General features: G+C 70.9%; 22 protein-coding genes. 13 read left to right on the forward strand and 9 right to left on the reverse strand.

The genetic code is table 11. From position 1 onward, the window contains the following. Nucleotides 1–140: 140 nt before the first annotated feature. A complete protein-coding gene (locus tag AB0M73_RS30205; RefSeq protein ID WP_363897447.1) occupies nucleotides 141–1,547 on the reverse strand; it encodes a lysine 2,3-aminomutase in 1,407 nt (468 codons plus the stop codon). Nucleotides 1,548–1,649: 102 nt separating this feature from the next. On the opposite strand from AB0M73_RS30205, the gene AB0M73_RS30210 reads away from it, so the two are divergent. Genes AB0M73_RS30210 through AB0M73_RS30235 form a run of 6 tightly spaced genes read left to right on the forward strand, consistent with a single transcriptional unit; the run spans nucleotide 1,650 to nucleotide 7,391 of the window. Next, complete coding sequence (locus tag AB0M73_RS30210; protein WP_363897450.1) at nucleotides 1,650–2,690, forward strand: L-erythro-3,5-diaminohexanoate dehydrogenase; 1,041 nt, start codon at nucleotides 1,650–1,652, stop codon at nucleotides 2,688–2,690. Next, complete coding sequence (locus AB0M73_RS30215; RefSeq protein ID WP_363897453.1) at nucleotides 2,687–4,300, forward strand: amidohydrolase; 1,614 nt, start codon at nucleotides 2,687–2,689, stop codon at nucleotides 4,298–4,300. Before AB0M73_RS30210 ends, AB0M73_RS30215 begins: the two co-directional genes overlap by 4 nt. After that, the gene (locus AB0M73_RS30220) at nucleotides 4,297–5,868 is read left to right on the forward strand and encodes a lysine 5,6-aminomutase subunit alpha (RefSeq protein ID WP_363897456.1); all 1,572 of its coding nucleotides are present in this window, start codon (nucleotides 4,297–4,299) and stop codon (nucleotides 5,866–5,868) included. The genes AB0M73_RS30215 and AB0M73_RS30220 overlap by 4 nt, the downstream gene beginning before the upstream one ends. A 10-nt stretch (nucleotides 5,869–5,878) precedes the next feature. Next, nucleotides 5,879–6,628, forward strand: coding sequence for an OAM dimerization domain-containing protein (locus tag AB0M73_RS30225; RefSeq protein WP_363897458.1), 750 nt, complete (start codon nucleotides 5,879–5,881; stop codon nucleotides 6,626–6,628). Further along, nucleotides 6,625–7,011, forward strand: coding sequence for a hotdog domain-containing protein (locus AB0M73_RS30230; protein WP_363897461.1), 387 nt, complete (start codon nucleotides 6,625–6,627; stop codon nucleotides 7,009–7,011). The genes AB0M73_RS30225 and AB0M73_RS30230 overlap by 4 nt, the downstream gene beginning before the upstream one ends. After that, on the forward strand, nucleotides 7,008–7,391 hold the full coding sequence (locus AB0M73_RS30235; protein WP_363897464.1) for a GNAT family N-acetyltransferase: 384 nt from the start codon (nucleotides 7,008–7,010) through the stop codon (nucleotides 7,389–7,391). Before AB0M73_RS30230 ends, AB0M73_RS30235 begins: the two co-directional genes overlap by 4 nt. Before the next feature lie 4 nt (nucleotides 7,392–7,395). Here the strand turns inward: AB0M73_RS30235 and AB0M73_RS30240 are convergent, their stop codons facing one another. Both AB0M73_RS30240 and AB0M73_RS30245 read right to left on the reverse strand, forming a co-directional pair. Further along, nucleotides 7,396–7,926 carry a hypothetical protein gene (locus tag AB0M73_RS30240; RefSeq protein ID WP_363897467.1) on the reverse strand — a complete coding sequence of 177 codons (531 nt, stop codon included), beginning with the start codon at nucleotides 7,924–7,926 and terminating at the stop codon, nucleotides 7,396–7,398. Nucleotides 7,927–7,959: 33 nt separating this feature from the next. Then, a complete protein-coding gene (locus tag AB0M73_RS30245) occupies nucleotides 7,960–10,212 on the reverse strand; it encodes a tetratricopeptide repeat protein (RefSeq protein WP_363897470.1) in 2,253 nt (750 codons plus the stop codon). Between the two features lie 174 nt (nucleotides 10,213–10,386). Between AB0M73_RS30245 and AB0M73_RS30250 the strand changes: the two genes are divergently transcribed. From AB0M73_RS30250 to AB0M73_RS30265, 4 genes are all read left to right on the forward strand, one after another. Further along, nucleotides 10,387–11,499 (forward strand): hypothetical protein, encoded by a 1,113-nt coding sequence (locus tag AB0M73_RS30250; protein WP_363897473.1) that lies wholly within the window; start codon nucleotides 10,387–10,389, stop codon nucleotides 11,497–11,499. A 12-nt stretch (nucleotides 11,500–11,511) separates the two neighbouring features. Beyond that, nucleotides 11,512–11,976 (forward strand): DUF3291 domain-containing protein, encoded by a 465-nt coding sequence (locus AB0M73_RS30255; RefSeq protein ID WP_363897476.1) that lies wholly within the window; start codon nucleotides 11,512–11,514, stop codon nucleotides 11,974–11,976. 66 nt (nucleotides 11,977–12,042) lie between these two features. Then, nucleotides 12,043–13,677, forward strand: coding sequence for an apolipoprotein N-acyltransferase (lnt, locus tag AB0M73_RS30260; protein WP_363897479.1), 1,635 nt, complete (start codon nucleotides 12,043–12,045; stop codon nucleotides 13,675–13,677). Continuing rightward, nucleotides 13,677–14,438: a polyprenol monophosphomannose synthase gene (locus AB0M73_RS30265; protein WP_043714006.1), complete on the forward strand. Its 762-nt coding sequence runs from the start codon at nucleotides 13,677–13,679 to the stop codon at nucleotides 14,436–14,438. The genes lnt and AB0M73_RS30265 overlap by 1 nt, the downstream gene beginning before the upstream one ends. Before the next feature lie 187 nt (nucleotides 14,439–14,625). On the opposite strand, the gene AB0M73_RS30270 is transcribed toward AB0M73_RS30265, so the two are convergent. Both AB0M73_RS30270 and AB0M73_RS30275 read right to left on the reverse strand, forming a co-directional pair. After that, the gene (locus AB0M73_RS30270; protein ID WP_043714016.1) at nucleotides 14,626–14,970 is read right to left on the reverse strand and encodes an RNA polymerase-binding protein RbpA; all 345 of its coding nucleotides are present in this window, start codon (nucleotides 14,968–14,970) and stop codon (nucleotides 14,626–14,628) included. Nucleotides 14,971–15,465: 495 nt separating this feature from the next. Then, a complete protein-coding gene (locus tag AB0M73_RS30275) occupies nucleotides 15,466–16,179 on the reverse strand; it encodes a thymidine kinase (RefSeq protein WP_363897483.1) in 714 nt (237 codons plus the stop codon). Nucleotides 16,180–16,225: 46 nt separating this feature from the next. Here AB0M73_RS30275 and hypF point away from each other — a divergent pair, with 46 nt between their 5' ends. The 3 genes from hypF to AB0M73_RS30290 all read left to right on the forward strand — a co-directional run bounded on the left by hypF (nucleotide 16,226) and on the right by AB0M73_RS30290 (nucleotide 19,914). Further along, on the forward strand, nucleotides 16,226–18,400 hold the full coding sequence (gene hypF / locus AB0M73_RS30280) for a carbamoyltransferase HypF (RefSeq protein WP_363897543.1): 2,175 nt from the start codon (nucleotides 16,226–16,228) through the stop codon (nucleotides 18,398–18,400). Between the two features lie 52 nt (nucleotides 18,401–18,452). Next, on the forward strand, nucleotides 18,453–19,181 hold the full coding sequence (locus AB0M73_RS30285) for a hypothetical protein (protein WP_363897486.1): 729 nt from the start codon (nucleotides 18,453–18,455) through the stop codon (nucleotides 19,179–19,181). A gap of 160 nt (nucleotides 19,182–19,341) precedes the next feature. Continuing rightward, complete coding sequence (locus AB0M73_RS30290; protein ID WP_363897489.1) at nucleotides 19,342–19,914, forward strand: hypothetical protein; 573 nt, start codon at nucleotides 19,342–19,344, stop codon at nucleotides 19,912–19,914. A 12-nt stretch (nucleotides 19,915–19,926) separates the two neighbouring features. On the opposite strand, the gene AB0M73_RS30295 is transcribed toward AB0M73_RS30290, so the two are convergent. The 4 genes from AB0M73_RS30295 to AB0M73_RS30310 are packed head-to-tail and all read right to left on the reverse strand — an operon-like array spanning nucleotide 19,927 to nucleotide 22,510. Next, a complete protein-coding gene (locus AB0M73_RS30295) occupies nucleotides 19,927–20,862 on the reverse strand; it encodes a hypothetical protein (protein ID WP_363897492.1) in 936 nt (311 codons plus the stop codon). Continuing rightward, nucleotides 20,859–21,455 carry a hypothetical protein gene (locus AB0M73_RS30300; RefSeq protein WP_363897495.1) on the reverse strand — a complete coding sequence of 199 codons (597 nt, stop codon included), beginning with the start codon at nucleotides 21,453–21,455 and terminating at the stop codon, nucleotides 20,859–20,861. The genes AB0M73_RS30295 and AB0M73_RS30300 overlap by 4 nt, the downstream gene beginning before the upstream one ends. A 43-nt stretch (nucleotides 21,456–21,498) precedes the next feature. Then, nucleotides 21,499–22,179 (reverse strand): hydrogenase nickel incorporation protein HypB, encoded by a 681-nt coding sequence (hypB, locus tag AB0M73_RS30305; protein ID WP_043714031.1) that lies wholly within the window; start codon nucleotides 22,177–22,179, stop codon nucleotides 21,499–21,501. Continuing rightward, entirely contained in the window at nucleotides 22,157–22,510 is a 354-nt protein-coding gene (locus tag AB0M73_RS30310; protein WP_363897499.1) for a hydrogenase maturation nickel metallochaperone HypA, read from the reverse strand. Before AB0M73_RS30310 ends, hypB begins: the two co-directional genes overlap by 23 nt.

The following is a 22,510-nucleotide window of genomic DNA, read 5'->3' on the forward strand; positions in this document are numbered from 1 at the left end:
TGTGTCGGTCGGTCGGGCAATTAATCGGTGAGACAATGACGACGCGAATCGAAAGTGGTCGAGGTTGTCTCATATTCGGGCCGATGGGGTTTTCGTCGATGGCGGCCCGGCGCGCGCGGTGGCCGGGCCGCCATCGGGGGTCACTTCTCCTGCTGGGCCCACCAGCCCTGGCCGGACTCGCCGAGGGTGTAGATCGGGTCGTAGTAGGGGTAGGTGCGGGTGAGGGCGTCGGCGTCGTCGTGTTCGATGCCGGTGCGGTAGTTCTTGGTCCAGTAGGAGATGCCGAGTTCGCGGTCGTATTCGGAGAGCTGGTGGACCCAGCGCTTGCCGACGTAGGGGACGTCGCAGACGATGCGCGGGGTGGCGTAGCCGGGGAGGTAGCCCATGATGGCGTGCTGGAGTTCCTGTGCTTCCCAGACGGCCAGGCGCCAGTGCTCGGCGTTGGGGATCATGTCGCACATGTAGAAGTAGTACGGCAGGATGTTGGCCTCGCCCTGGAGCGCGAAGCACAGGTCGAGCAGGTTCGCGGTGGTGTTGTTGACCCCGCGCATGAGCACGCCCTGGTTGCGGACGTCGCGGACGCCGACGTCGAGTGCGGTGCGGGCGGCCTCGGCGACCAGTGGGGTGACCGACTGGGCGTGGTTGACGTGGGTGTGGATGGCGAGGTTGACGCCGCGGCGGTGGGCGGTGCGGGCGACGCGCTCCAGGCCCTCGACGACCTTGGGCTGGATCCAGTGCTGGGGCATGCCGGCCAGCGCCTTGGTGGCGAGTCGGACGTCGCGGACGGTGGGGATGTCCAGCAGGCGCATGAGGAACGACTCGAGTTGGGGCCAGGGCATGTTGGCCACGTCGCCGCCGGAGACGACGACGTCGCGGACGCCGGGGGTGCGCTTGAGATAGTCGATCATGGCGTCTTGCCGGTCGACCGGTTTGAGCAGGAGTTTGTGCTTGTCGATCTGGGGTGTGGAGTTGCCGACCAGGTCCATGCGGGTGCAGTGGCCGCAGTACTGGGGGCAGGTCGACACCATTTCGGCGAGGACCTTGGTGGGGTAGCGGTGGGTGAGGCCTTCGACGACCCACATCTCGGCTTCGTGCAGTGAGTCGCGGGCGCTGTGGGGGTGGCTGGCCCAGGTGGTGATGCGGTCGCTGGCCACGGGGAGCATGTAGCGGCGGACCGGGTCGGTGTAGAAGGCCTCGGTGAAGGCGACCGGTTCGAGGTCGGCGTCGGTGGCCATGGTGTTGAGCATCTGCGGCGGCAGCAGCATCGACATGGTGGCGAGGTTCTGCTGGTCGGCCGCGAGGTCGTCGTAGAAGCGCTCGGTGAGCAGGTCTCCGACGACGGTGCGGAGCTGCTTGATGTTCTTGACGCAGTGCACGCGTTGCCATTGGGCGTCGCGCCATTGGGCGTCGGTGACGTCGCGCCAGCCGGGGAAGCGTCGCCAGTCGGGTTCGACGAGTTCGCGGCGTACGTACTCGTACGGCTGCTGGTCGGCGGCGGTGGCCGCGGTCTCGATGGCGGCGGCACGGGTCTCGTACAGCGCGGTCATACCTGCTCCTCGCCCTCAGGGGTACGTAAAGATATGCTGCCAGAGCGTCGGCTGAACGTAAATCTTCCGGCGTGGCCGCGTCCAGTGACGAAGGAGTTCGGGATGGCAGGTGACGTGACCGGTTCGCCGATCGGGTTGCACCGGGTGGTGTCGCCCTCGGGTGTGCTGCCGCAGCAGGCCGAGGTGCTGGATGCGGAGCCGTCGCCGTGGCCGGACGAGGTCGTGGTGGCGGTGGAGCGGTTGAATCTCGACGCCGCGTCGTATCGGCAGTTGAGGGAGGCGCACGGCTCCGGGGCTGCCGTGCGCCAGGCCGTGCTGGAGATCGTCGGAGCGCGCGGGAAGATGCAGAATCCGGTGACGGGTTCGGGTGGGATGCTGCTGGGCACCGTCTCGGCGGTGGGTCCGGACTCCCCTCTCGGTCTGAAGGTCGGCGACCGGATCGCCACGCTGGTGTCCCTCACCCTGACGCCGCTGCGGATCACCGACGGCCTGGTGGGGTGGGACGGCCTGGATGAGCAGGTGCCGTGCGAGGGCACGGCGGTGCTGTTCGGGCGGTCGATCGCCGCGGTGTTGCCGGATGACATGCCGGACGAGTTGGCCTTGTCTGTGCTGGATGTCTGTGGTGCGCCGGCGTTGACCGACCGTGTCGTGCGGTCGAAGGGCGCGAAGTCGGTGTGTGTGCTGGGTGGCGGCGGCAAGTCCGGTTCGCTGTCGCTGGCCGCGGCCCGGGCCGCCGGTGCGACGCGGCTGGTCGCACTGGTGCCGACCGAGGGCGAAGCCGCCGCGGTCCGTGAGACGGGGCTGGCCGATGAGGTCGTGGTCGCTGACGCGCGCAATCCGGTGGCGGTGGCGCAGGCCGTGGGTGAGGCGGTCGACGTGACCGTGGTGTGTGTGGACGTCGCGGGCTGCGAGCACGGGGCGATTCTGGCCACGGCGCCGGGCGGGACTGTGATCTTCTTCTCGATGGCCACGTCGTTCTCGGCGGCCGCGCTCGGCGCGGAGGGTGTCGCGGCCGACGTTGAGATGCTGATCGGCAACGGATATGTGCCTGGACATGCGGATTTCGCGTTGGAGCTGGCCCGGGCGACGCCGGGGGTGCTGGCGCTGTTCCGTGGCCGGGAGCGGCAGACTGCCGGATCGTGAGCACTGTGCAGCGTCAATTCCCTGGGGCAACCCTGTTGGTCGGCGGCCGTGTCTACTCGGCGTCGTCCCCGGACGCGACCGCGATGGCGGTGGCTGACGGGACCGTGGTGTGGGTGGGTCAGGACACGCCCGGCGTCGCCCTGTACGGCGAGACGGCCGAGGTCGTGCATCTGGACGGGGCGTTCGTGGCGCCGGCGTTCGTGGATGCGCATGTGCATGCGACTTCGGCGGGGTTGTTGCTGACCGGTGTCGATCTCACCGGTGCTTCTTCCGTCGCCGAGGTGCTGTCGGCGGTGAGGGACGCGCCGGGGGCGGCGGTGTGGGGGCATGGCTGGGACGAGACTCGCTTCGTCGAGGGCCGCGCGCCTTCACGGGCCGAGTTGGACGAGGTGGCGCAGGGTCGTCCGGTCTATCTCTCCCGGATCGATGTGCATTCCGCGTTGGCGTCGACCGCGCTGATCGCCCTCGCGCCCAAGGCACGGGACTGTGACGGTTGGTCGGAGAGCGGTCCCTTGTCGCGGGCGGCGCATCACGAGGTGCGGCGGGCGGCCAAGGATGCCGTGGCTCCGGCGCAGCGTCGCCAGGCTCAGGAGGCTTTTCTCCAGCTGGCGGCTTCGCGGGGCGTGGCCTGCGTGCACGAGTGCGCCGGCCCGGACATCTCTAGCGCTGACGACCTCAGTGAGCTCCTGAATCTCGGCACCGGCCCGCAGGTCGTCGGTTACTGGGGCGAGGTCAACGGCGTCGAGACCGCCAAGGCCCTGGGCGCTCGCGGCGCTGCCGGGGACCTGTTCGTTGATGGTGCCCTCGGCTCGCGTACCGCTGCGCTGTGCTCGCCGTACGTCGACGACCCGGGTAACTCGGGTGCGCTGTACTTGGATGCGGCGGCGATCGCCGAGCATGTGCTGGCGTGCACTGCGGCCGGTATGCAGGCCGGTTTCCACGTCATCGGCGACGCTGCCGTGGCCGAGGTGGTCGCCGGTTTCGAGTTGGCGGAGAAGCAGGTCGGGGCTCCGGAGCTGGCGTCGTGCCGGCATCGGCTGGAGCACGTGGAGATGGTGACCGCCGAGCAGGCGGCGCGGTTGGCGTCCTGGGGCGTCGTCGCGTCGGTGCAGCCGCAGTTCGATGCCACGTGGGGCGGGCCGGACGGCATGTACGTGCAGCGCCTCGGCGCGGAGCGGGGCACGCGGTTGAACCCGTTCTCCCAGCTCGCGGCCTCGGGCGCTCTCCTCGCGCTGGGCTCCGACACGCCCGTGACCCCGGTCGATCCGTGGGAGACGGTCCGGGCCGCGGTGCACCACCGCACCGAGGGCTTCGGGGTTTCCCCACGCGCGGCGTTCACGGCGCACACGCGCGGCGGGTGGCGGGCGGCCGGGGTGGATGACGGTGTGACGGGCACGTTGGTGCCGGGTGCGCCGGCGACGTACGCGGTGTGGCGTGCGGACGAGCTGGTGGTGGGGGCGTCGGACTCGCGGGTGCAGCGCTGGTCGACGGATCCGCGGTCGCGGGTGCCGGCGCTGCCGGTGCTGGAGCCGGGGGCGGCGTTGCCGGAGTGCCTGCGCACGGTGTTGTGCGGTCAGGTGATCTACGAACGGGAAGGGGCGCTTGGGTGACGTTGCTGGATCTGGACCCGGAGGTCACCGGGCGGGCGCGGGCGCTGGCGGCGTGCGCGGCGGAGCCGGTGATCGAGCTGGCGCGGGCGCACACGACGGTGGCCGTGGAGCGGGCGACGCTGCGGTTGGCCGGCATCACCGGCGCGGACACCACGCATCGCGCGGGTGATGTGCCGTGGGTGAACCGGGTGGTGGACACCATCCGGGAGCAGTGCGGGCTGGAGCACGGCTCGGTGCTGCCCGCGTTCCATGCGCTGCGTGAGCACGATCTAGGCTCGTTGACCGAGCTGGCCGAGGCCACCGCGGCCGGGCAGATCCAGTTCGCCGTGCCTACCGGCAAGGACGCCACGCAGGCGGCGAAGGCGGCGAAAACCGCTGTCGCCAAAGGACTTCGCACGGTCGACCGGAACCGGGGCCAGCGGGACAAGCTGATCGCGAAGCTGGGTGATCCGCCGCAGCGGCCGTGGATCTACCTGATCGTGGCCACCGGCGACATCGACGAGGACGTCGTGCAGGCGTGCAACGCCGCCCGGGCCGGTGCGGACATCATCGCCGTCATCCGCTCCACCGGTCAGTCGTTGCTCGACTACGTGCCGGAAGGCGCGACGCACCACGGGTTTGCCGGCACGTATGCCACGCAGGAGAACTTCCGGATCATGCGGGCGGCGCTGGACGACGTGTCCAAGGAGGTCGGCCGGTATGTGCGGCTGACCAACTACGCGTCGGGCCTGTGCATGCCGGAGATCGCGGTGCTGGCCGGCCTGGAGCGGCTGGACATGATGTTGAACGACTCGATGTACGGGATCCTGTTCCGGGACATCAACCCGATCCGGACGTTCGTGGACCAGCGGTTCTCCCGTCAGGTGCACGCGCGGGCGGGGATCATCATCAACACCGGCGAGGACAACTACCTCACCACCGCCGACGCGGTCGAGGCCGCGCACACGGTCACCGTGTCGCAGCTGCTCAACGAGCGTTTCGCGCACGAGGCCGGTCTGCCGGACGAGCTGTTGGGCCTCGGGCACGCGTTCGAGATCAACCCGAAGGTGCCGGACTCGTTCCGGATGGAGCTGGCCCACGCGCTGCTGGCGCGGGAGCTGTTCCCGGACGCGCCGCTGAAGTGGATGCCGCCGACCAAGCACATGACCGGCGACGTGTTCAACGGCTACCTGCTGGACGGGTTCTTCAACCTGGCCGGTGTCCTCACCGGACAGTCGATCCTGTTGGTGGGCATGATGACCGAGGCGGTGGTGACGCCGTTCCTGTCCGACCGGGACCTGGCGATCGCCAACGTGAAGTACGTGCTCAACGCGGCCGGCAACCTGGCCGAGGACTTCCGGCCCTCGCCCGACGGCTTCATCGTCAAGCGGGCCGAGCAGGTGCTGGGGGAGGCGGTGGACCTGTTGGAGCGCATCGTCGACGACGGTCTGCTCAAGGCGATCGCCGAGGGCACGTTCGGGTTGATGAAGCGTCCGGCCGACGCCGGCAAGGGCGCGGACGGCGTGATCGTGAAGGCCGACGGGTACGTGAACCCGGCCAGCGAGCTCCTGGAGGCTGGCCATGAGTGAAAGTCCGGCTGTGACTGAGCAGAAGCGTTACGTGCGGCCCTATGGCGACACGACCGGCGACGGCATGGTGCAGATGTCGTTCACCCTGCCCGTTGCACACGGTCCCCGGGCCGAGGGCGCCGCGCAGCAGCTGGCCAACAAGATGGGCATGGACCCGGCCATGGTGGTGCACTCGCACGCCATCGGCGCGGACTTCACATTCGTCGTCGTGTACGGCTCGGTCAGCCACCTGGTCGACCTGGACGCGGTGAAGGTCGTGGAGCGGGAGTATCCGCTGCTGTCGCCGTACGAGGTGAACTCGACGGTGAAGAACTCGTTGGGGCGCAAGCTGGTTGTCGTCGGGGCGTGCATCGGCACCGACGCGCACACCGTGGGCATCGACGCCATTCTCAACATCAAGGGCTTCGCCGGCGAGAAGGGCCTGGAGTACTACCGGGAGCTGCGGGTGGTCAACCTCGGCGCCCAGGTCTCCGTGCCGGAGCTGGTGAAGCGGGCCCGGTCGGAGAAGGCCGACGCCGTGTTGGTGTCGCAGGTCGTGACGCAGCGGGACGCGCACATCCTCAACACCCAGGAGATGTCCGCCGCCTTCCGCGAGGCCATGGGCTCCACCCGGCCCACGCTGGTGGCCGGCGGTCCCCGTTTCGATCCGCTGATGGCCGGCGAGCTCGGTGTGGACCGGGTCTTCGGCCGCGGCACGACTCCAGGCGAGGTCGCTTCTTACCTCGTGCACACCATCTCCCAGAAAGGCGTGGCCGCGTGAGCTTGGTCGAGGGTTTCTCCGTCACCCACCGGCGTTATGTGCCGTACTCCCACGCCCACTACGGCGGCAATCTCGTCGACGGCGCCTACGGGCTGGGCATGTTCGGCGATGTCGCCACCGAGCTGTGCATCCGCACCGACGGCGACGAGGGCCTGTTCGCCGGCTACGACTCCGTCCAGTTCGTGGCCCCGCTCAAGGCCGGCGACGTCGTCGAGGCCACCGCCACCCTCACCCGCATCGGCACCCGCTCCCGTGGCGTGACCTTCGAGCTACGGGTCACGTGCCGCGCCACCCCTTCGAAGGGTGCTTCGGCCGCCGAGGTGCTGCCGGAGCCCATCATCGCCACCCGCGCCACCGGCACTGTGGTCGTGCCGCAGGCGTGATCTGGCGCGGTTCGTTCACCAACGTCGAGGTCAACGCCCTGCACGCGGCGGCGTTCGACCATCCCGTCGGCGAGGTCGACTGGTGGACCCAGGTACAGCGCCACAGCCTCGGCTGGGTCTGCGCCCGTGTTGACGAGGCCCTCGTCGGCTTCGTCAACGTCGCGTGGGACGGCGGCGCGCACGCCTTCCTGCTCGACACCATGGTTGTCGACGGGCTTCGTGGTCGTGGGATCGGCACGGAGCTCGTCGCCGCGGCGGCCACTGGCGCTCGTTCGGCGGGCTGCCAGTGGCTGCACGTGGACTTCGAACCCCACCTGCGCGCCTTCTACCTCGACGCCTGCGGCTTCCGTTCGACCGACGCGGGCCTGCTCGCGCTCTGAGCGGTCAGCCGGCCGTGTCCTGCACGTCGGCGCGGCACGCTTCCAGAAAGCGCTCGCCCGCCTCGCTGATGCCGGTCAGAGCTCGATCGAGACTTTCCCGCAGCACCGCCGGCTCCCCGGCGTCCAGTTCGGCCAGGACGTCGTTCACGCCGCCGCGCGCTGCCTTCCACAGGTCCTTGCCCCGTTGTCGTGGCTCGTCGGCGCCGAACAGCTCCACCTGGTTGTAGGCCTTGCGCAGCTCGCCGCGCCGCTCACGCCATGCGGCCTCGGCCCCGGCCCGGTCTGCCACCGGCCCGCTGAACTCCGTCCGGATCAGCTGGAACGCTTCCTCGCTCGCCGTCGACAGGCCCGCATAGGCCTTGACCCGTTCGTCGCGCAGCCAGTTGGCCCGGTCCGCGGCGCGTTTCTGCGCTTCGACGCGCTGCGCCGCCTTCAGCTTGCGGCTTTCCACGAACGCGTTCGCCACCAGGGTCAGCACCACCCCGCTGAGCGTCGCGCCCACGGTGATCAGCTGCGTGGTCGTTCCCGCGTCCATGACGCGAGTATCCCAGGGCGTCGTTTCTCCCTTTCAGGCCGTGAGGGCGTCGAGTCGGCGCTGGAGGCGGTCGGCGTCGTCGTGGCGCTGTTGTTCACGGAACAGGTCCAGGGCTTCCTGCCAGACGGCGCGGGCCTGGTCGTGCTGGCCGAGTGCGGCGTGGGGATTGCCGAGGCCGTCGAGACAGTTGGCGATCTGGCTGTTGTCGCCGAGGTCGCGGCGCAGGGCGAGGGAACGCCGGTAGTGGTCGATGGCCCGCTGGTGGTCGCCGGTGCAGTGGTCGATGTAGCCGAGGCTGTCGAGGGTGCCGGCCTCGGCGTCGGGATCGCGGTGACGCTGGTAGATGGCGAGCGCGGCCTGGCAGTTGGCGCTGGCCTGCTCGTACCGGCCGAGTTGGGCGGCGCACCAGCCGGCGTCGTTGAGGGCATGGGCCTGCCCCGGCACGTCGTCGATCGCCCGGTACAGCTCCAAAGCGCGGTCGGCGTGGACCAGGGCCTGGCTGTAGTCGCCGGACAGGCCCCACGCGCGGGCGAGCATCAGCTCGGTGCGGGCCTGGTTGCTGGTGTCGCCCTGCTGCTCGGCCAGGGCGGCCGACTGGTTGAGGTGCCGGACGGCGTCGTCGTGCTGGCCGAGGTCGCCGTAGGCGAAGCCGAGGAACCGGTGGGCCAGCAGCCGCGCGGTGGGATCGTCGAGATGTTGCTCGGCGGCCAACCCCACCTGCCAGATCGCGGCCTGGTCGTGACGGAGACCGCGGCGGATCTGGAACGTGCTCAGCGCCCACGCCAACTGCCAGGCGGCACGGTGCCAGCCCTGGACGACGGCGGTGTGCTGGGCGGCCAGCAGGCACTGGTGTTCGGCGTCGAACCAGGCCAGCGCGGCGGGGTAGTCGGCCAGGGGGAGAGGCTGGGTGACGGGCGGGTCCAGCTGCTGCGGCGCGCGGTGGGGGCTCAGGATCCGGTCGGCGTCGTAGGCGGTGTGCAGGTAGAAGTCGACCGCACGCTTCAGCGCCGCCGTCCGCGTGGCGTCGGGAAGGTGGCCGGCGGTGTCGACGGCGTAGCGGCGGATCAGGTCGTGCATCTCGTACCGGCCGTACGCGTGGCGTCCGATCAGGGACGCGTCTTCCAACGTGCGCAGGGCTTTCGTGACCTCCGCGAGGGACAAGCCGGTGAGGGCGGCCGCGGCCGGCAGGCTGATGTCCGGACCGGGGGCGGTGCCGAGCAGCCCGAACACCGTGCGCTGCTGTTCGGTGAGGTTGAGCAGGGACCACGAGAGCACGGTGGGCAGGCTGGCCGCGGGGTCCTGGTCGTCCAGCGCGTCCAGCCCCAACTCGAGGAGCTCGGCGGCGAACTCGGCCAGCGGGATGTCCGGGTACATCTGCGCGCGGCCGGCGGTGATGGCCAGCGCCAGCGGATACCTGCCGCACAACCGGATCAGGTCCGCCACCGCCTCGGGTTCGGCGGCCACGCGAGCGTCGCCGAGCCGCCATGTCAGCAGCGCCTCGGCTTCGGCATGGGACAGCACGGCCAGGGCCATGTGCCGGGCGCCGTGCCGCGTGATCAGCGAGCTGAGCGCACTGCGGCTGGTGACGACCACGGTGCAGGTCGGCGCGCCGGGCAGCAGCGGCGCGACCTGGTCGGCGGTGGCGGCGTTGTCCAGCACGATCAGCAGCCGCTTGCCGGCGAGAAGGCTTCGGTAGAGGGCAGTGTGCTCGGCCAGGCCGCCGCTGACGTGCGCCGGGTCCGCGCCCAGGGCGTCGAGGAAGCCGCGCACCGCGGTCAGCGGGTCCAGCGGATCGCTGTCCGGGCCGAAACCCCGCAGGTCGACGAACAGCTGCCCGTCGGGAAACCGGTCCGCGTGCGTGTGGGCCCAGTGCAGGGCCAGCGAGGTCTTGCCGATGCCGCCCGCGCCGGCGATGGCCGTGATCACGATGGTCGGCGACTGCTCGGCGACCGTGTCGATGGCCTGCGCGAGCAACGCCAGCTCGGCCTCGCGGCCGGTGAATCCCGTTGGGGCAGCCGGCAACTGTCGAGGGCGCGCGGCCGCAGGCCTGGGCGGGGCCGGCGTCACGCCCAGCACCTCGCCCATCAGCTCGTCGCGCTCCTGCGGCGTGAGGTCCATGGCGTCGGCCAGCTGCCGCAGCGAGGCGAGCTGCGGATTGGGGCGGTCGCCGGTCTCCAGCCCCCGGATCGTGCGCGCGGAGACCCCCGAGCGCTCAGCCAGCTCCTCCTGGGTCAGCCCGGCCCGCTGGCGAAACCGTCGCACCACCGAGTTGTGCTGGTCGCCCATCGAAAACCACCCGCCACTCGCCCCCTTTGCCTGTCGGACCGTGACTTACCACGCCAATCAGGCACCAGACAAAGTAGTGGGAAGCGCCGCCGCACGCAGGGAAGGACGCCTTACCCGCGTCCAATGCGGGTAAGGCGTCCTTCCCTGCGTCGGCGTGCCCTAGGCTGCGCGGTCGTGGGGGAGATCATGTTGGTGGCAGTGATCGTCGCGGCGACGGCGGCGGGCGTGTGGTGGGTGCCGAGAGGCGGCGCCGCGGAGCGGCCGGGCGGGGGATGGCTTCGACACCCCGGCACCTGGCTGGTGGCCGTGATCGCGCTGTTCTTCGTCAACCAGGTGCTGTTCACGGCCTACGTGCAGCAGGCATTGCACGGCGACACCTCCTCGATCGCCCGGTACATGCCGCCGGGCTGGTTCGACCTGGCCGACCTGGGCCGGCTGTCGCAGGCGCTGCCGGCGTGGCCGTGGACGGTGCTGCACGCGCAGTCGTCGATCGAGCTGCCGCTGGGCATGCTGTCCTACCTGCTGGTGTGCCGGTGGTTCTCCGCCGAGGTGTTCCGCCGCGCGATGCACGCCCGCTGGCTGTGGTCGGCGTCGTGGACGGTGACGTTCTGCCTGATCGAATGGGACCTGTACAGCCCGTACACGGTGGTGGACCTGGTGATCCGGGTGATCTCCGGCATCGTCACGCCGCTGTTGCTGCCGCTGCTGTCGGAAGGCCGGGACACCCCGCCGAGGCTGCTGCCGCTGGTGGCGTCGCTGGCCGCGCTGGGCTGCGTCGTGCTCGCGGTCTACGACACGGTGACCCTCTACAACCTCGGGCACACGGTGTCCTGGCTGCCGATCGTCGCCGGCGCCCTGGTGGTGTTGGCGGCCGCGCGGTTCTGGGCGCAGAAGCCGGTGCGGCACGGACCGACCATGAGCTCGGTGACCAACGCCCTCGGCTGGTTCCTGGTGCTGTTCCTCGTGCCGGCGCTGCCCCTGCGCTACGGCTTCAACTTCGGCACCACGGCGGTGTCGGTCCTGGCCGGCGCGGTGATCGTGGCGGCGGCGGTGTGGCGAGGCTGGGACCACCGCCGGTTCGGCCAGCTGGGCATCGCGGCGGTGGCGGGAGTCGTCGGCGCGGTCGTGGGCTACGTGATCGCGCACGGCTACCCGGAGGCCCGGCTGCTGGCGGCCGCGGTCGGATTCCTGCTGGCCGGCGCCGGGGTGTGCGCGGGCCTGGACCGGATCGGTGACAGAACGGGCAACAAAAGGCCGGTGAACATTGACGGCCTCGGCCGACAATGACAACCCTGGGGCATGGCAAAACACCACCTCGCACAACTCAACGTCGGCCGTCTGAGATATCCCTTCGGTTCCGGCGAGGCCGACGAATTCATCGCCGCGCTCGACCCGATAAACGCGCTCGTGGACCAGGCGCCGGGATTCGTGTGGCGGCTCACCGGCGTGGGCGGCAAGGACTCCGCCGCCATCGACCCGGACGAGGACCTGGTCACGAACCTGACCGTGTGGGAGTCGCGCGAGGCGATGTGGGAATTCACCTACCGCGCGGAACACCGCGAATTCCTGCAACGCCGACGGGAATGGTTTCAGCCGCAGAACGAGGCGTCCACCGTGCTGTGGTGGATTCCCGCCGGGCACATCCCCACTCCGTTGGAAGGCCGGGACCGCCTTTTCCGTCTCCGCGAATGCGGGCCGACGCCGGAGGCGTTCTCCTTCGGCCAGCACTTCGAACCGGTCACCACACAGCTCGCCGCCCTGTGAGCTGTGTTCACCGAATTGTGTCCGCCTACGGACAGGGGCCTCACACCCGGCCCGTAGGCTGAACGGGTGGCCGCCCCCGTTGTGACGTCGGAATCCGACATCCCTCTCGCGTTGCCGACCCGACGTCGCCGCGCCGTCCCCGTGCTGATCCGCATGGCCGCCGCCCTCGCGGGCGGCGGCATCTTCTACGCCAGCTACCCGCCCCGCCCCCTCTGGTACCTCGCGCCGCTGGCGTTCGCGCTGCTCGCCTTCGCCCTGCGCCACCGCACCGCCCGCGGCGGCTTCCTCTACGGCCTGCTGTTCGGCATGGCGTTCGTGATGCCGCTGCTGGAGTGGCTGCAGAGCTTCCTCGGCCGCGAGTTCGGGCCGTTCCCATGGGTGGGCCTGTCGTTCGTGGTGTCGCTGTACATGGCGCTCGCCGGCGCCGCGATGGCCGTGGTCAGCAAGCTGCGCGGCGGCCCGGTGTGGATGGCCGCGGTGTTCCTGGGCAGCGAAGTCCTGCGCACCTACTTCCCGTTCGACGGATTCCCGTGGGGCAAGGTCGGCTTCGGCCAGCCCGAGGGCCTGTTCCTGCCGCTGGCCGCGATCGGCGGCACCATGCTGCTCGGGTTCGCCGTCGTCGTCACCGGCACGGGCCTGACCGAGCTGATCGTCCGCTGGCGGGCCGGCGACCGCCGCCGCGCCCTCGTGCTGCCGGTGATCCTGGTCATCCTGCCCGTCGTGGCCGGCGCGGCCAGCTGGTCGCTGGTCGGCACCGACGCCCAGGCCGGCACCCGCACCGTGGCGATCATCCAGGGCAACGCCCCCGACGACGGCATCAACCTCATGTACGACACGCCGATCCTGCGCCGCAACCACCTCGCCGCCACCGAGAAGCTCGCCGCCGACATCAAGGCCGGCCGCGTGGCCAAGCCCGACATCGTGGTGTGGCCCGAGGTCGCCACCGACCTGGAGCCCGACCCCCGCTACGACATCGAGCTGTCCCAGGCAATCCGCGACGTCGGCGTGCCGTTCCTCATCGGCGGCCGCCTCATCCAGAACCCCACCACCATCCAGAACGTGGTGCAGGTGTGGGATCCGAACACGGGGCCGGGCCAGCGTTACGCCAAGCAGAAGCTGGTGCCGTTCGCCGAGTTCATCCCGCTGCGCGCCATCTCCGCCGCCGTCACCCCGTTCGTCGCCGACACCCGCGACATGATCCCCGGCGACGAGCCCGGCGCCCTGGCCATCGACAACACCACCGTCGGCGTCGCCATCTGCTACGAGGTCGCCTACGACCAGGTGGTCGGCGGTGCCGTGCGGGCTGGTGCGACAATGCTCGCCATCCCCACCAACAACGCGTGGTACGGGCCTGGCGAGATGAGCTACCAGCAGCTGGCCATGTCCCGGGTCGCGGCGGTGGAGTACGGCCGCGCCGTCGCGGTCTCGGCGACCAGCGGGGTGAGCGCCCTCGTCCAACCCGACGGGACGGTCACCCGGCAGAGTGAGCTCTACACGGCGGCGACGCTGGTGGCGAAACTGCCGCTGCGCACGACCGCTACGCTGGCCACCCGGCTCGGCGCATGGCCCGAATGGGTGGCGTCCGTGACCGGCCTGGCGGCACTGGCGCTGGCAATCGGCGCACGCCTGCGAAACCGGTCGACGACCCCGCGTCGTGCGCCGGCGCGAACTACTGACGACACACCGGAAGAGGATCTTTGATGGCGGACCAGCGGGACAGCCGCGCGGAGCTCGGCCAGGTGCTGGTGGTGATCCCGACCTACAACGAGCGGGAGAACCTGGGCCCCATCGTCGCGAGGCTGCACGAGGCGCTGCCCGAGGCGCACGCGCTCGTCGTCGACGACGGCAGCCCCGACGGCACCGGCCGGCTCGCCGACGAGATGGCCGCGGCCGACGACCGGGTGCGAGTGCTGCACCGCACCGAGAAGGCCGGCCTCGGCGCCGCCTACGTCGCCGGCTTCGGCTGGGCGCTCGAACGGGACTACGGCGTCATCGTCGAGATGGACGCCGACGGCTCGCACGCCCCCGAGGACCTGCCCCGGCTGCTCGACGCGCTCACCGACGCCGACCTCGCCCTGGGCTCCCGCTACGTGCCCGGCGGCCGCGTGGTCAACTGGCCCAAGTACCGCGAGCTGATCTCCCGCGGCGGCGGCCTGTACTCCCGCCTCGCGCTGGGCGCCAAGGTCCGCGACATCACCGGCGGCTTCAAGGCCTTCCGTCGCGAGGTCCTGGAGAAGATCAACATCCAGTCGGTGGCCTCGCAGGGCTACTGCTTCCAGATCGACCTCACCTGGCGCACCATCGAGGCCGGCTTCGAGGTCGTCGAGGTCCCCATCACCTTCACCGAGCGCGCCGTCGGCCAGTCGAAGATGAGCGGCTCCATCGTGCGCGAGGCTCTGTGGCGGGTCACCAAGTGGGGCGTGCGCCGCCGCCTGGAGCAGGTCGGCGCCATCAAGCGCTGACCATGGGCCCGGCCGCCGCTTTCCGGACACCACCGGCGCGGCGTCCGAGCGCCGGCTCGGTTCCCGCAGACGCGAATCACCCCCTGGCCGCGTCGGCCAGGGGGTGATTGCTGTTTCGTGGTGGGCTCGGTGAGGACCAGGCCCGACGTCTGTGGCGCGCGGGGCCGTCACCGGCCCCGCGTCCACCTCACGCCGTGCGCGTGCGGCGGCCCTTGAGCTCTTCCAGACGCTCGGTGAGCAGCTCCTCCAGCTCCGGGATGCTGCGGCGCTCCAGCAGCATGTCCCAGTGCGTGCGCGGGGCCTTGATCTTCTTCTGCTCCGGCTCGTTGCCGTCCATGATCTTCGACTCAAGGCCGTGCAGTCGGCACTCCCAGACCGGCGGGATCTCGGCGTCGTCGGAGAACGGCACCTCGAAGTCGTGCCCCTTGGGGCACGCGTACCGCACCGACCGGCGCGGCGCGAGGTCGTGGTTGCGGTCAGTCTCGTAGCTGACCGCACCGAGCCGGCTACCACGCAGAACGCGGTCGGCCATGACGGTGTCCTTTCGCTCGGCTCGGGGCGCAGGGCCCCGGGTTGTGCTTACCGAGTGCAACGACGGGACTGGTCCAATCGTTCCCCGGTGAGGGGTTTCGGCACCCAGGGTGACGTCGTTCACGTGTCAACCAGAGTGTCCCGTCTCTGGGATGCAATCGGTCGGACGTCGTGACGCGTTATCCAGCCACCGAGTGCAACTATCACTCGTTCGGCCTAGTCCGGGTCGCTTGGAGCCTACCCGGCCGCCAGTCTGACTGCATTCCGCAACCACACGTGGCGACAAGACCTCAATGAGTGACACTTTCCCCGTCTTCTGATGACAGAGCGTAGCATATGTGGCCAACGCGAAGCTGTTCACGGTTCGTGTCGACCCCCGGAACCTGCCCGAACGACAGCGCCGCGGCGCGCGAACGAGCACAAACGCGCATCCGGGCCTGGCTCGCGTCGGACACCATGATGGCGGAGCGGGCACGAGCCTGCCGCGCGAGGGCGCTCAGGTGAAGCTCAGCTGCGCGGGGGACACCGGCTCGGCGGCCAGCTCCCCGAGACGGAAATGACGCCGGCACAGCACCTGGTAGCGCACCTCGTCCGCATGATCGGTGTCCGCGACCAGCACCGTGTCGCCCTCCCGCAGCACCCGGCCGTCGCTGACCCGCGCGTTGAACCGGCCCGGCAGCCCGCACCAGCACAGCACCTCCACCTGCACCGGGTGCAGCTCGTCGGCCAGCTCGAACAGCCGGCGCGCGCCCGGGAACAGGCGGCTGCGGAAGTCGGTGGCGATGCCGAAGCAGTACACGTCCACCTGCGCCTCGTCGGCCAGCTCGGCCAGCTGCTCGACCTGCTCGGACGACAGGAACTGGGCCTCGTCGACCACCAGGTAGTCCACCCGCTGCCCGCTCGCCCACCGCGACCGCACCAGCCGGCGCAGGTCGTCGCCGTCGGCCACCTCGGTGGCCTGCCGGCTGATGCCGATCCGGCTGGAGATCTGCGGCCGCCCCGACCGGTCGTGGCGCACCAGCACCAGGCCGTGCCGGCCCTGCCGGGCCTGGTTGTGGTCGATCTGCAGCGCCAGCGTCGACTTGCCGCAGTCCATCGGCCCGAAATACCAGCGGATCCGGCCGGTCTGCGGTGCGCAGCGGCGCGAACCCGCCGCGGGCGCCGAGGACAGCGCGTCGGTGGCGTCGATGATCGATCCGGATTCGCTCACGGCGGGTGACCCTAACGGGTGCGAGACTGACGCCGTGGACCGGCGTATCCGCAGGGACGTTCGGGTCGACGGGGTCGTGCAGGGGGTCGGCTTCCGCCCCTACGTCCACGCCCTGGCCACCCGCCTGCGGCTGGCCGGCCGCGTCGGCAACGACGTCGCCGGCGTGTTCGTCGAGGTGGAGGGCGCGCCGGAGGACGTGGGGGAGTTCCTGGCGTCGCTGGCCCGCGACGCCCCGCCGCTGGCGCACATCGAGCACGTCCACGTCCACGAAGCCCCGCCGGCCGGCGCCCAGGGCTTCGAGATCGCCCTCAGCGACGCCCACGGGGCCCGCAACACCCTGGTCTCCGCCGACTCGGCCACGTGCGAGGACTGCCTGCGGGAGCTGTTCGACCCGGCCGACCGCCGCCACCGGTATCCGTTCGTCAACTGCACCAACTGCGGGCCGCGGTTCACCATCGTCCGCGACGTCCCCTACGACCGGCCGCTGACCACCATGGCCGGCTTCCCGATGTGCGGGCCGTGCCGGGCGGAGTACGAGGATCCCCGCGACCGCGGCTTCCACGCCCAACCCACCTGCTGCCCCGACTGCGGGCCCACGTTGTCGCTGGGCGAGGCCGTGGACCCGCTGGCCGAAGCCGTCCGTCGACTCCGGCGCGGCGAGGTGCTCGCGGTCAAGGGCCTTGGCGGATACCACCTGGCCGTGGCCGCGTCCCATCCGACAGCGGCGGCGACGCTGCGAGCGCGCAAGCACCGCGAGGACAAGCCGTTCGCGGTCATGTGCGCCGACGTGGAGCAGGCGCGGGGGCTGTGCCGCGTGGACGAGCAGTCGCTGCGGGACCTCACCAGCCGCCGCCGGCCCATCGTCCTGATGCCCCGTCTCGGCGACGCCCCGGTCGCCGGGGCCGTGGCGCCCGGCAACCGGTACCTGGGCCTGCTGCTGCCGTACACGCCGCTGCATCACCTCCTGCTGCGGGATCTCGGCGAGCCGATCGTGCTGACCAGCGGCAACCGGTCCGAGGAGCCCATCGCCTACCGTGACGCCGAGCCGCTGGCCGACATCGCCGACGCCGTGCTCGACCACAACCGGCCCGTCCACATCCGCACCGACGACTCCGTCGTCCGCGCCGGGACGCTGCTGCGGCGCTCCCGCGGCTACGCCCCCGAGCCCGTGACGCTGGCCCGGCCCTGCCGGCGGCCGGTGCTGGCCTGCGGCGCGGAGCTGAAGAACACCTTCTGCCTGGCCAAGGACGACCACGCCTTCGTCTCCCACCACATCGGCGACCTGGAGAACCTCCAGACCTACCGGTCGTTCACCGAGGGCATCGAGCACTTCTCACGCCTGTTCGACGTCACCCCGCGGGTCGTCGCCCACGACCTGCATCCCGAGTACCTGTCCACCAAGTACGCCCATGGTTTGGCAGACAGCCCGGACGGGGTGGAACTCGTGGGCGTGCAGCACCACCACGCCCACATCGCCTCCTGCCTCGCCGACAACCGCGAGGCCGGGCCGGTGATCGGCGTGGCCTTCGACGGCACCGGCTACGGCCCCGACGGCACCATCTGGGGCGGCGAGTTCCTCATCGCCTCCCTGACCGGCTTTGAGCGGATCGGGCATCTCGCCCCCGTGCCCATGCCCGGCGGCGCCGCCGCCGTCCGCCAGCCGTGGCGCATGGCCGCCGCCTACCTCGGCGACTCGGTTCCCGGCTGGCGGCCCGAGTGGGACGCCGTGATCGCCATGGCCCGCAACGGAGTCAACTCCCCCCTGACCTCCAGCGCCGGCCGCCTGTTCGACGCCGCCGCCGCGCTGCTGGCCGTCCGTGACGAGATCAACTATGAGGGCCAGGCCGCCGTCGAGCTCGAACAACTCGCCGACCCCACCGTCCAGGACGCCTACCCGGTCCGCGTCGATGACCTGATCGTGCAAGGCATCGATCTCCTGCACGCCATCCTGTCCGACCGTGGCGCCCCACGGCCGGTGATCGCCGCCCGCTTCCACAACGGCGTCGCCGCCGCGATCCTCGCCGCCTGCGTCCAGGCCCGTGACCGCAGCCGCCTGTCCACCGTCGCCCTCTCCGGCGGCGTCTTCCAGAACGTCCTGCTCCTGACCCGGACAGCGGAGTTGTTGGCAGACAACGGCTTCCGCGTCCTCACCCACCGGCGCGTGCCCGCCAACGACGGCGGCATCAGCCTCGGCCAGGCCGCCATCAGCGCGTGCCGGTGACCGCCGTTTGATCGCCGCCCGAACGCCGGCGGCTCGCCGCTACTGTTGCGCGATGATTTCTTCGGACCCGCCGGTGTGGGGCTGGGCGACGGAAACGGGCCCGGACCGGGAGCGGAACGCGGACGCGGTGGCGGCCGAGCTGCTCCACGGGCGGTTGACCGTGGCGTTGGCGGACGGGGCCGGACGGAGTCCGCAGGCGGCGGAGCTGGCGCCGCTGGCCGCGGCGGTGGCGGCGCGGGCCGCGGCTCGGCGGACACCGGTGTGGGGCGTGCTGGCGGCGGCCGGGTTGTGCGAGGACCCCTCGGTGGAGATGCCGAAACCCACCGGGGCGATCGTGGTGGCGTCGCCGCACACCGATCTGAAGTGGCGCGTGGCGTGGGTGGGGGACTCGACCGCGTGGACGGTGCGTGACGGCGCGGTGCGGCGGGCCACCATCCCGCACACCCTGGGGGAACGCCTGCGGCAGCAGGGCGGGTCGGAGGACGAGGCCCGGGCCAAGGACAACGTGCTGACCAAGAGCCTGTCCAGGGTCGCGGTGCACGGTGTGGAGGGCGTGGAGGTCACCGGTGAGTGGCTGATCCTGGCGTCGGACGGGCTGGCCGCCCCGTCGCGGCTGAGCGCGCAGGCCCTCGCCGCGGTGATCGCCGACGCCGACGGGCCGCAGGGTTGCGCCGATCGGTTGATCATGGCCGCCCGGGAGGCCGGCAGCCGTGATGATGTGACGGTGGCCGTCGTGGCACACCCCGAACTGCACCGAGGAGTCACCAGTGGCCAGGACTGACGACAAGCGCAGCGACTGGTACCGCAACACCGTCGAGGACACTCAGGAGATCCCGATCATCGACGACGAGCCGGCGCCGCCGCCCCAGGCCGGCTGACCGGCCGGGAGAGCCGACCTTGCCGATCGCCCTCGTCGCCGTCCCGGTCACCGGGGTGGTGCGGTGAGCCTGTCCCTGCGGATCCTGCTCGGGCTCGCGCCCCAGCTCGTCCTGATCGGCGCCGTCGTGGCCGGGACGGTGATGGCGTATCGCGGCCAGGCCAGCGGCGCGCTGTTCGTCGGGTGCGTGGTCGTCGGCCTCGCGGCGATCATGGGCTTCGTCCTCGTGCAGCAGGGGTTCTTTTTCGGGTGGCCGGCGGGGATGCTGATGCTCGTCGCGACCTTGGCCATGGTGGGGTGCGCCGTGTTCGGGGTCCGCGACCGCGTGCTGCACGAGCGGGGCCGGGACGCCGACTGCCGGATCACCTCCTTCGAACTCAGGTTCCTTGGCGACGCGACCAACGAGTTCGTGTACGGCCTGGCCTGCCGCGGCGACGGCCCGCCGGCCCTCGTCGAAGGACAGTCGGACAACCCCCGGCCGGTGGGCGGTCGCGTCACCGTCCGCTACGACCCCGTCGACACCTCCATCGTCTCCGCGGACGGTGACCACGGCGACGGCCAGGCCCTGTTCATCCTGGCCGGCATCGCCGCGGCGGTGCTGCTGCTGGCCGGCCTGGTCGCGGCCGTACTCGACTGACCAGCGGCTCCGCTACCGGGATAGGCGCACGCCCAGGCGCAGAGCGGCTTCGGCCGTGGGAGCGACCGACTTCTCCCGAAGGAACCGCCCGACCGCCTCGGGAGTGAACGGCAGCCCGGAACGGACGACCCGCCCCTCGGCGTTGACGTCCACGGCGTCGTCAAGGGAATCGACCACCGCCATGGTCAGGATGCTCGCGGCCAGCGTCAGCGGATCCATGCCGATGCCCAGGTAGAACAGCGGCACGTCCCGGAACGGCTCGTAGAACGAGGCCGGCGGATCGACCAGCTCCGGACCGCCGAGCACCTCCTCCGCGTACTCACGGGCGACCAGCCGCCGCAGGTCCAGGTCGCCGAGCAGGTCCCGGCCCGACGGCTGGAACTCTCCGGTCGGCACCAGGCCGTAGACGCCGCCGTTGGTCGCGACCTTGGCCGGATTTCGCCACTGCACCAGGAACCGGCCGTCCCGGCTGACCAACAGCGTCTGCACGTCGGGGATCACCGACCGGCCGGCGAGGTCGAACGGATCGCCGAGGCGGTCTCGGAACGCCGAGCCGCCGGCGCAGAACTCGTGGGCCAGCGCCTCGGCGGTGTCCAGCTTGTCGAAGTACAGGCCGGGGCCGAACGTGAGGTGCCGGCCGGAGATGCCCAGCAGCCGGTAGCAGGGCCGGTTCTCGAACAGCGCGGGCCGGTCGACGCCGCCGATCGCCGCGCTGTAGGAGGAAAAACCGGCCGGCAGGAAGTCCGGCGTCGGCACGGAAACCGCCGGCGACGACGTCCATGACAACCGGAGATCATCCACCGGCACCGGCTCGGACGGCGTCGACAGGGCCAACAACGGGGTCAGCGACGACGCCGGGTACCGGCGCGCGGCCTCACGGGAGAGCCGTCCGCGGGACTGGTTGAGTCGTCGGCGGACGGCCAGCCACTGGTCGACGGCGACGGTCACAGGCGGTCGAGTTCGGCGGCGCGGCGGAGGTCCTTGGGGCGGCCGACGGCGCGGCGCATGGCGATGAGGTCCTCGCGGCGCAGGTAGTGCACGGCAAGACCGTCCACATCGGACACGGTGAGGGCACGGGAGAGGAAGTCGCCGACGGGCAGGGAGCCCCATGGCAGCGAAGGGGTGCAGAGGTCGCCGCTGGCCTGGGCGGACTCGAACTGGACCTTGGGCAGCGAGAAGGTCGGCAGGGTCAGGGGCACGGGGCGGAGGTCGTCGTCGACCAAACAAGCGCTCACGGAGGAGAAGGCCTCGACGAGGGCGGGAGCTTCGGCGGGGGAGCCGGACCAGAGCAGGTCGAGGTCGCCGGTGAGCTCACGGGAACCATGCAGGATGCCGGCGACCTGGCCGATGACGGCGACGCGGGCGCCGCAGGAGTGGAAGGCTCGCAGCAGAGGCAGGGGGTCGAAGTTGCGGGCGCTGTCGGTGGCGATCGTGCCGGCATCGTCGTCGGCGTCGTCGTGGGACAAGCCGGTGGCGGGACGGTCGGCGGTGACAGCGCGGGTCGACGCCACAGCCTGGCGCAACAAGTCCAAAGGGCCCATGCAGGGCATGCAACATCAAGACCGGACCGGAAGCACGCGGTTTTCAGCGCGACAGCCAGGCGTACCAGTCGGCCAGGCCCTCGCCGGTGCGGGCGGAGACGGGCAGCAGCGGGGCATGGGGGTTGACCTGGCGCAGGGCCCGCAGGAAGCGGTCCTGGGAGAAGTCGAGGTACGGCAGCAGGTCCACCTTGTTGAGCAGGACGACGTCGCCGGTCCGTACCAGGTGCGGGTACTTCAACGGCTTGTCCTCGCCCTCGGTGACGGACAGGATCACCACCCGGCCGGTCTCGCCGAGGTCGAACAGGGCGGGGCAGACGAGGTTGCCGACGTTCTCGACGAACACCACCGAACCGGGCGCGGGGTCGAGCGAGGCGAGGGCCTTGCGGACCATCACGGCGTCGAGGTGGCAGCCGGCGCCGGTGTTGACCTGCACGGCGGCCACGCCGGTGGCCTGGATGCGGTCGGCGTCGAAGGTGGTCTCCTGATCGCCCTCGATGACCGAGCACGGCAGCCCGAGCTCACGCACCGTGCGTTCGAGCAGGGTGGTCTTGCCGGAGCCGGGGGAGCTCATCAGGTTGTAGGACCGCACGCCGATCGAGGCCAGCCAGTCCCGGATGTGGCCGGCCAGGTGGTCGTTGCGGGCCAGCAGCCGCTCCTCCAGGTCGATCACGACCCCGCCACCCTGCTCGTGGCTGTGATCGTCACACCCGCACGTCGCGCACATCGGGCTCCACCTCCACGGCCTTGATCAACAGCTCCGTCCCGGCCAGCACCTCGACGTCGCTGGAACCGCACGGGCACAACAGGATCGGGTCGTCGGTGAGGAACTCCACGCCGCAGTCACGGCACAGAGCCCGGCCGCCCGGCTCCACGATCTCCAGCCGGGCGCCCTCGACCGACGTCCCGGCCACCACGACGTCGAAGCAGAACCGCACCGAATCCACCACGACCCCGGCCAGCTTCCCGATCTCCAACCGCACCATCACCACCCGGCGATCACCCAGCCGGGCGGTGATCGTCGAGACGATGCCCTCGGTCAGCGACAGCTCGTGCAT

Source organism: Kutzneria sp. NPDC051319, from assembly GCF_040682195.1.
Lineage (GTDB): Bacteria > Actinomycetota > Actinomycetes > Mycobacteriales > Pseudonocardiaceae > Kutzneria.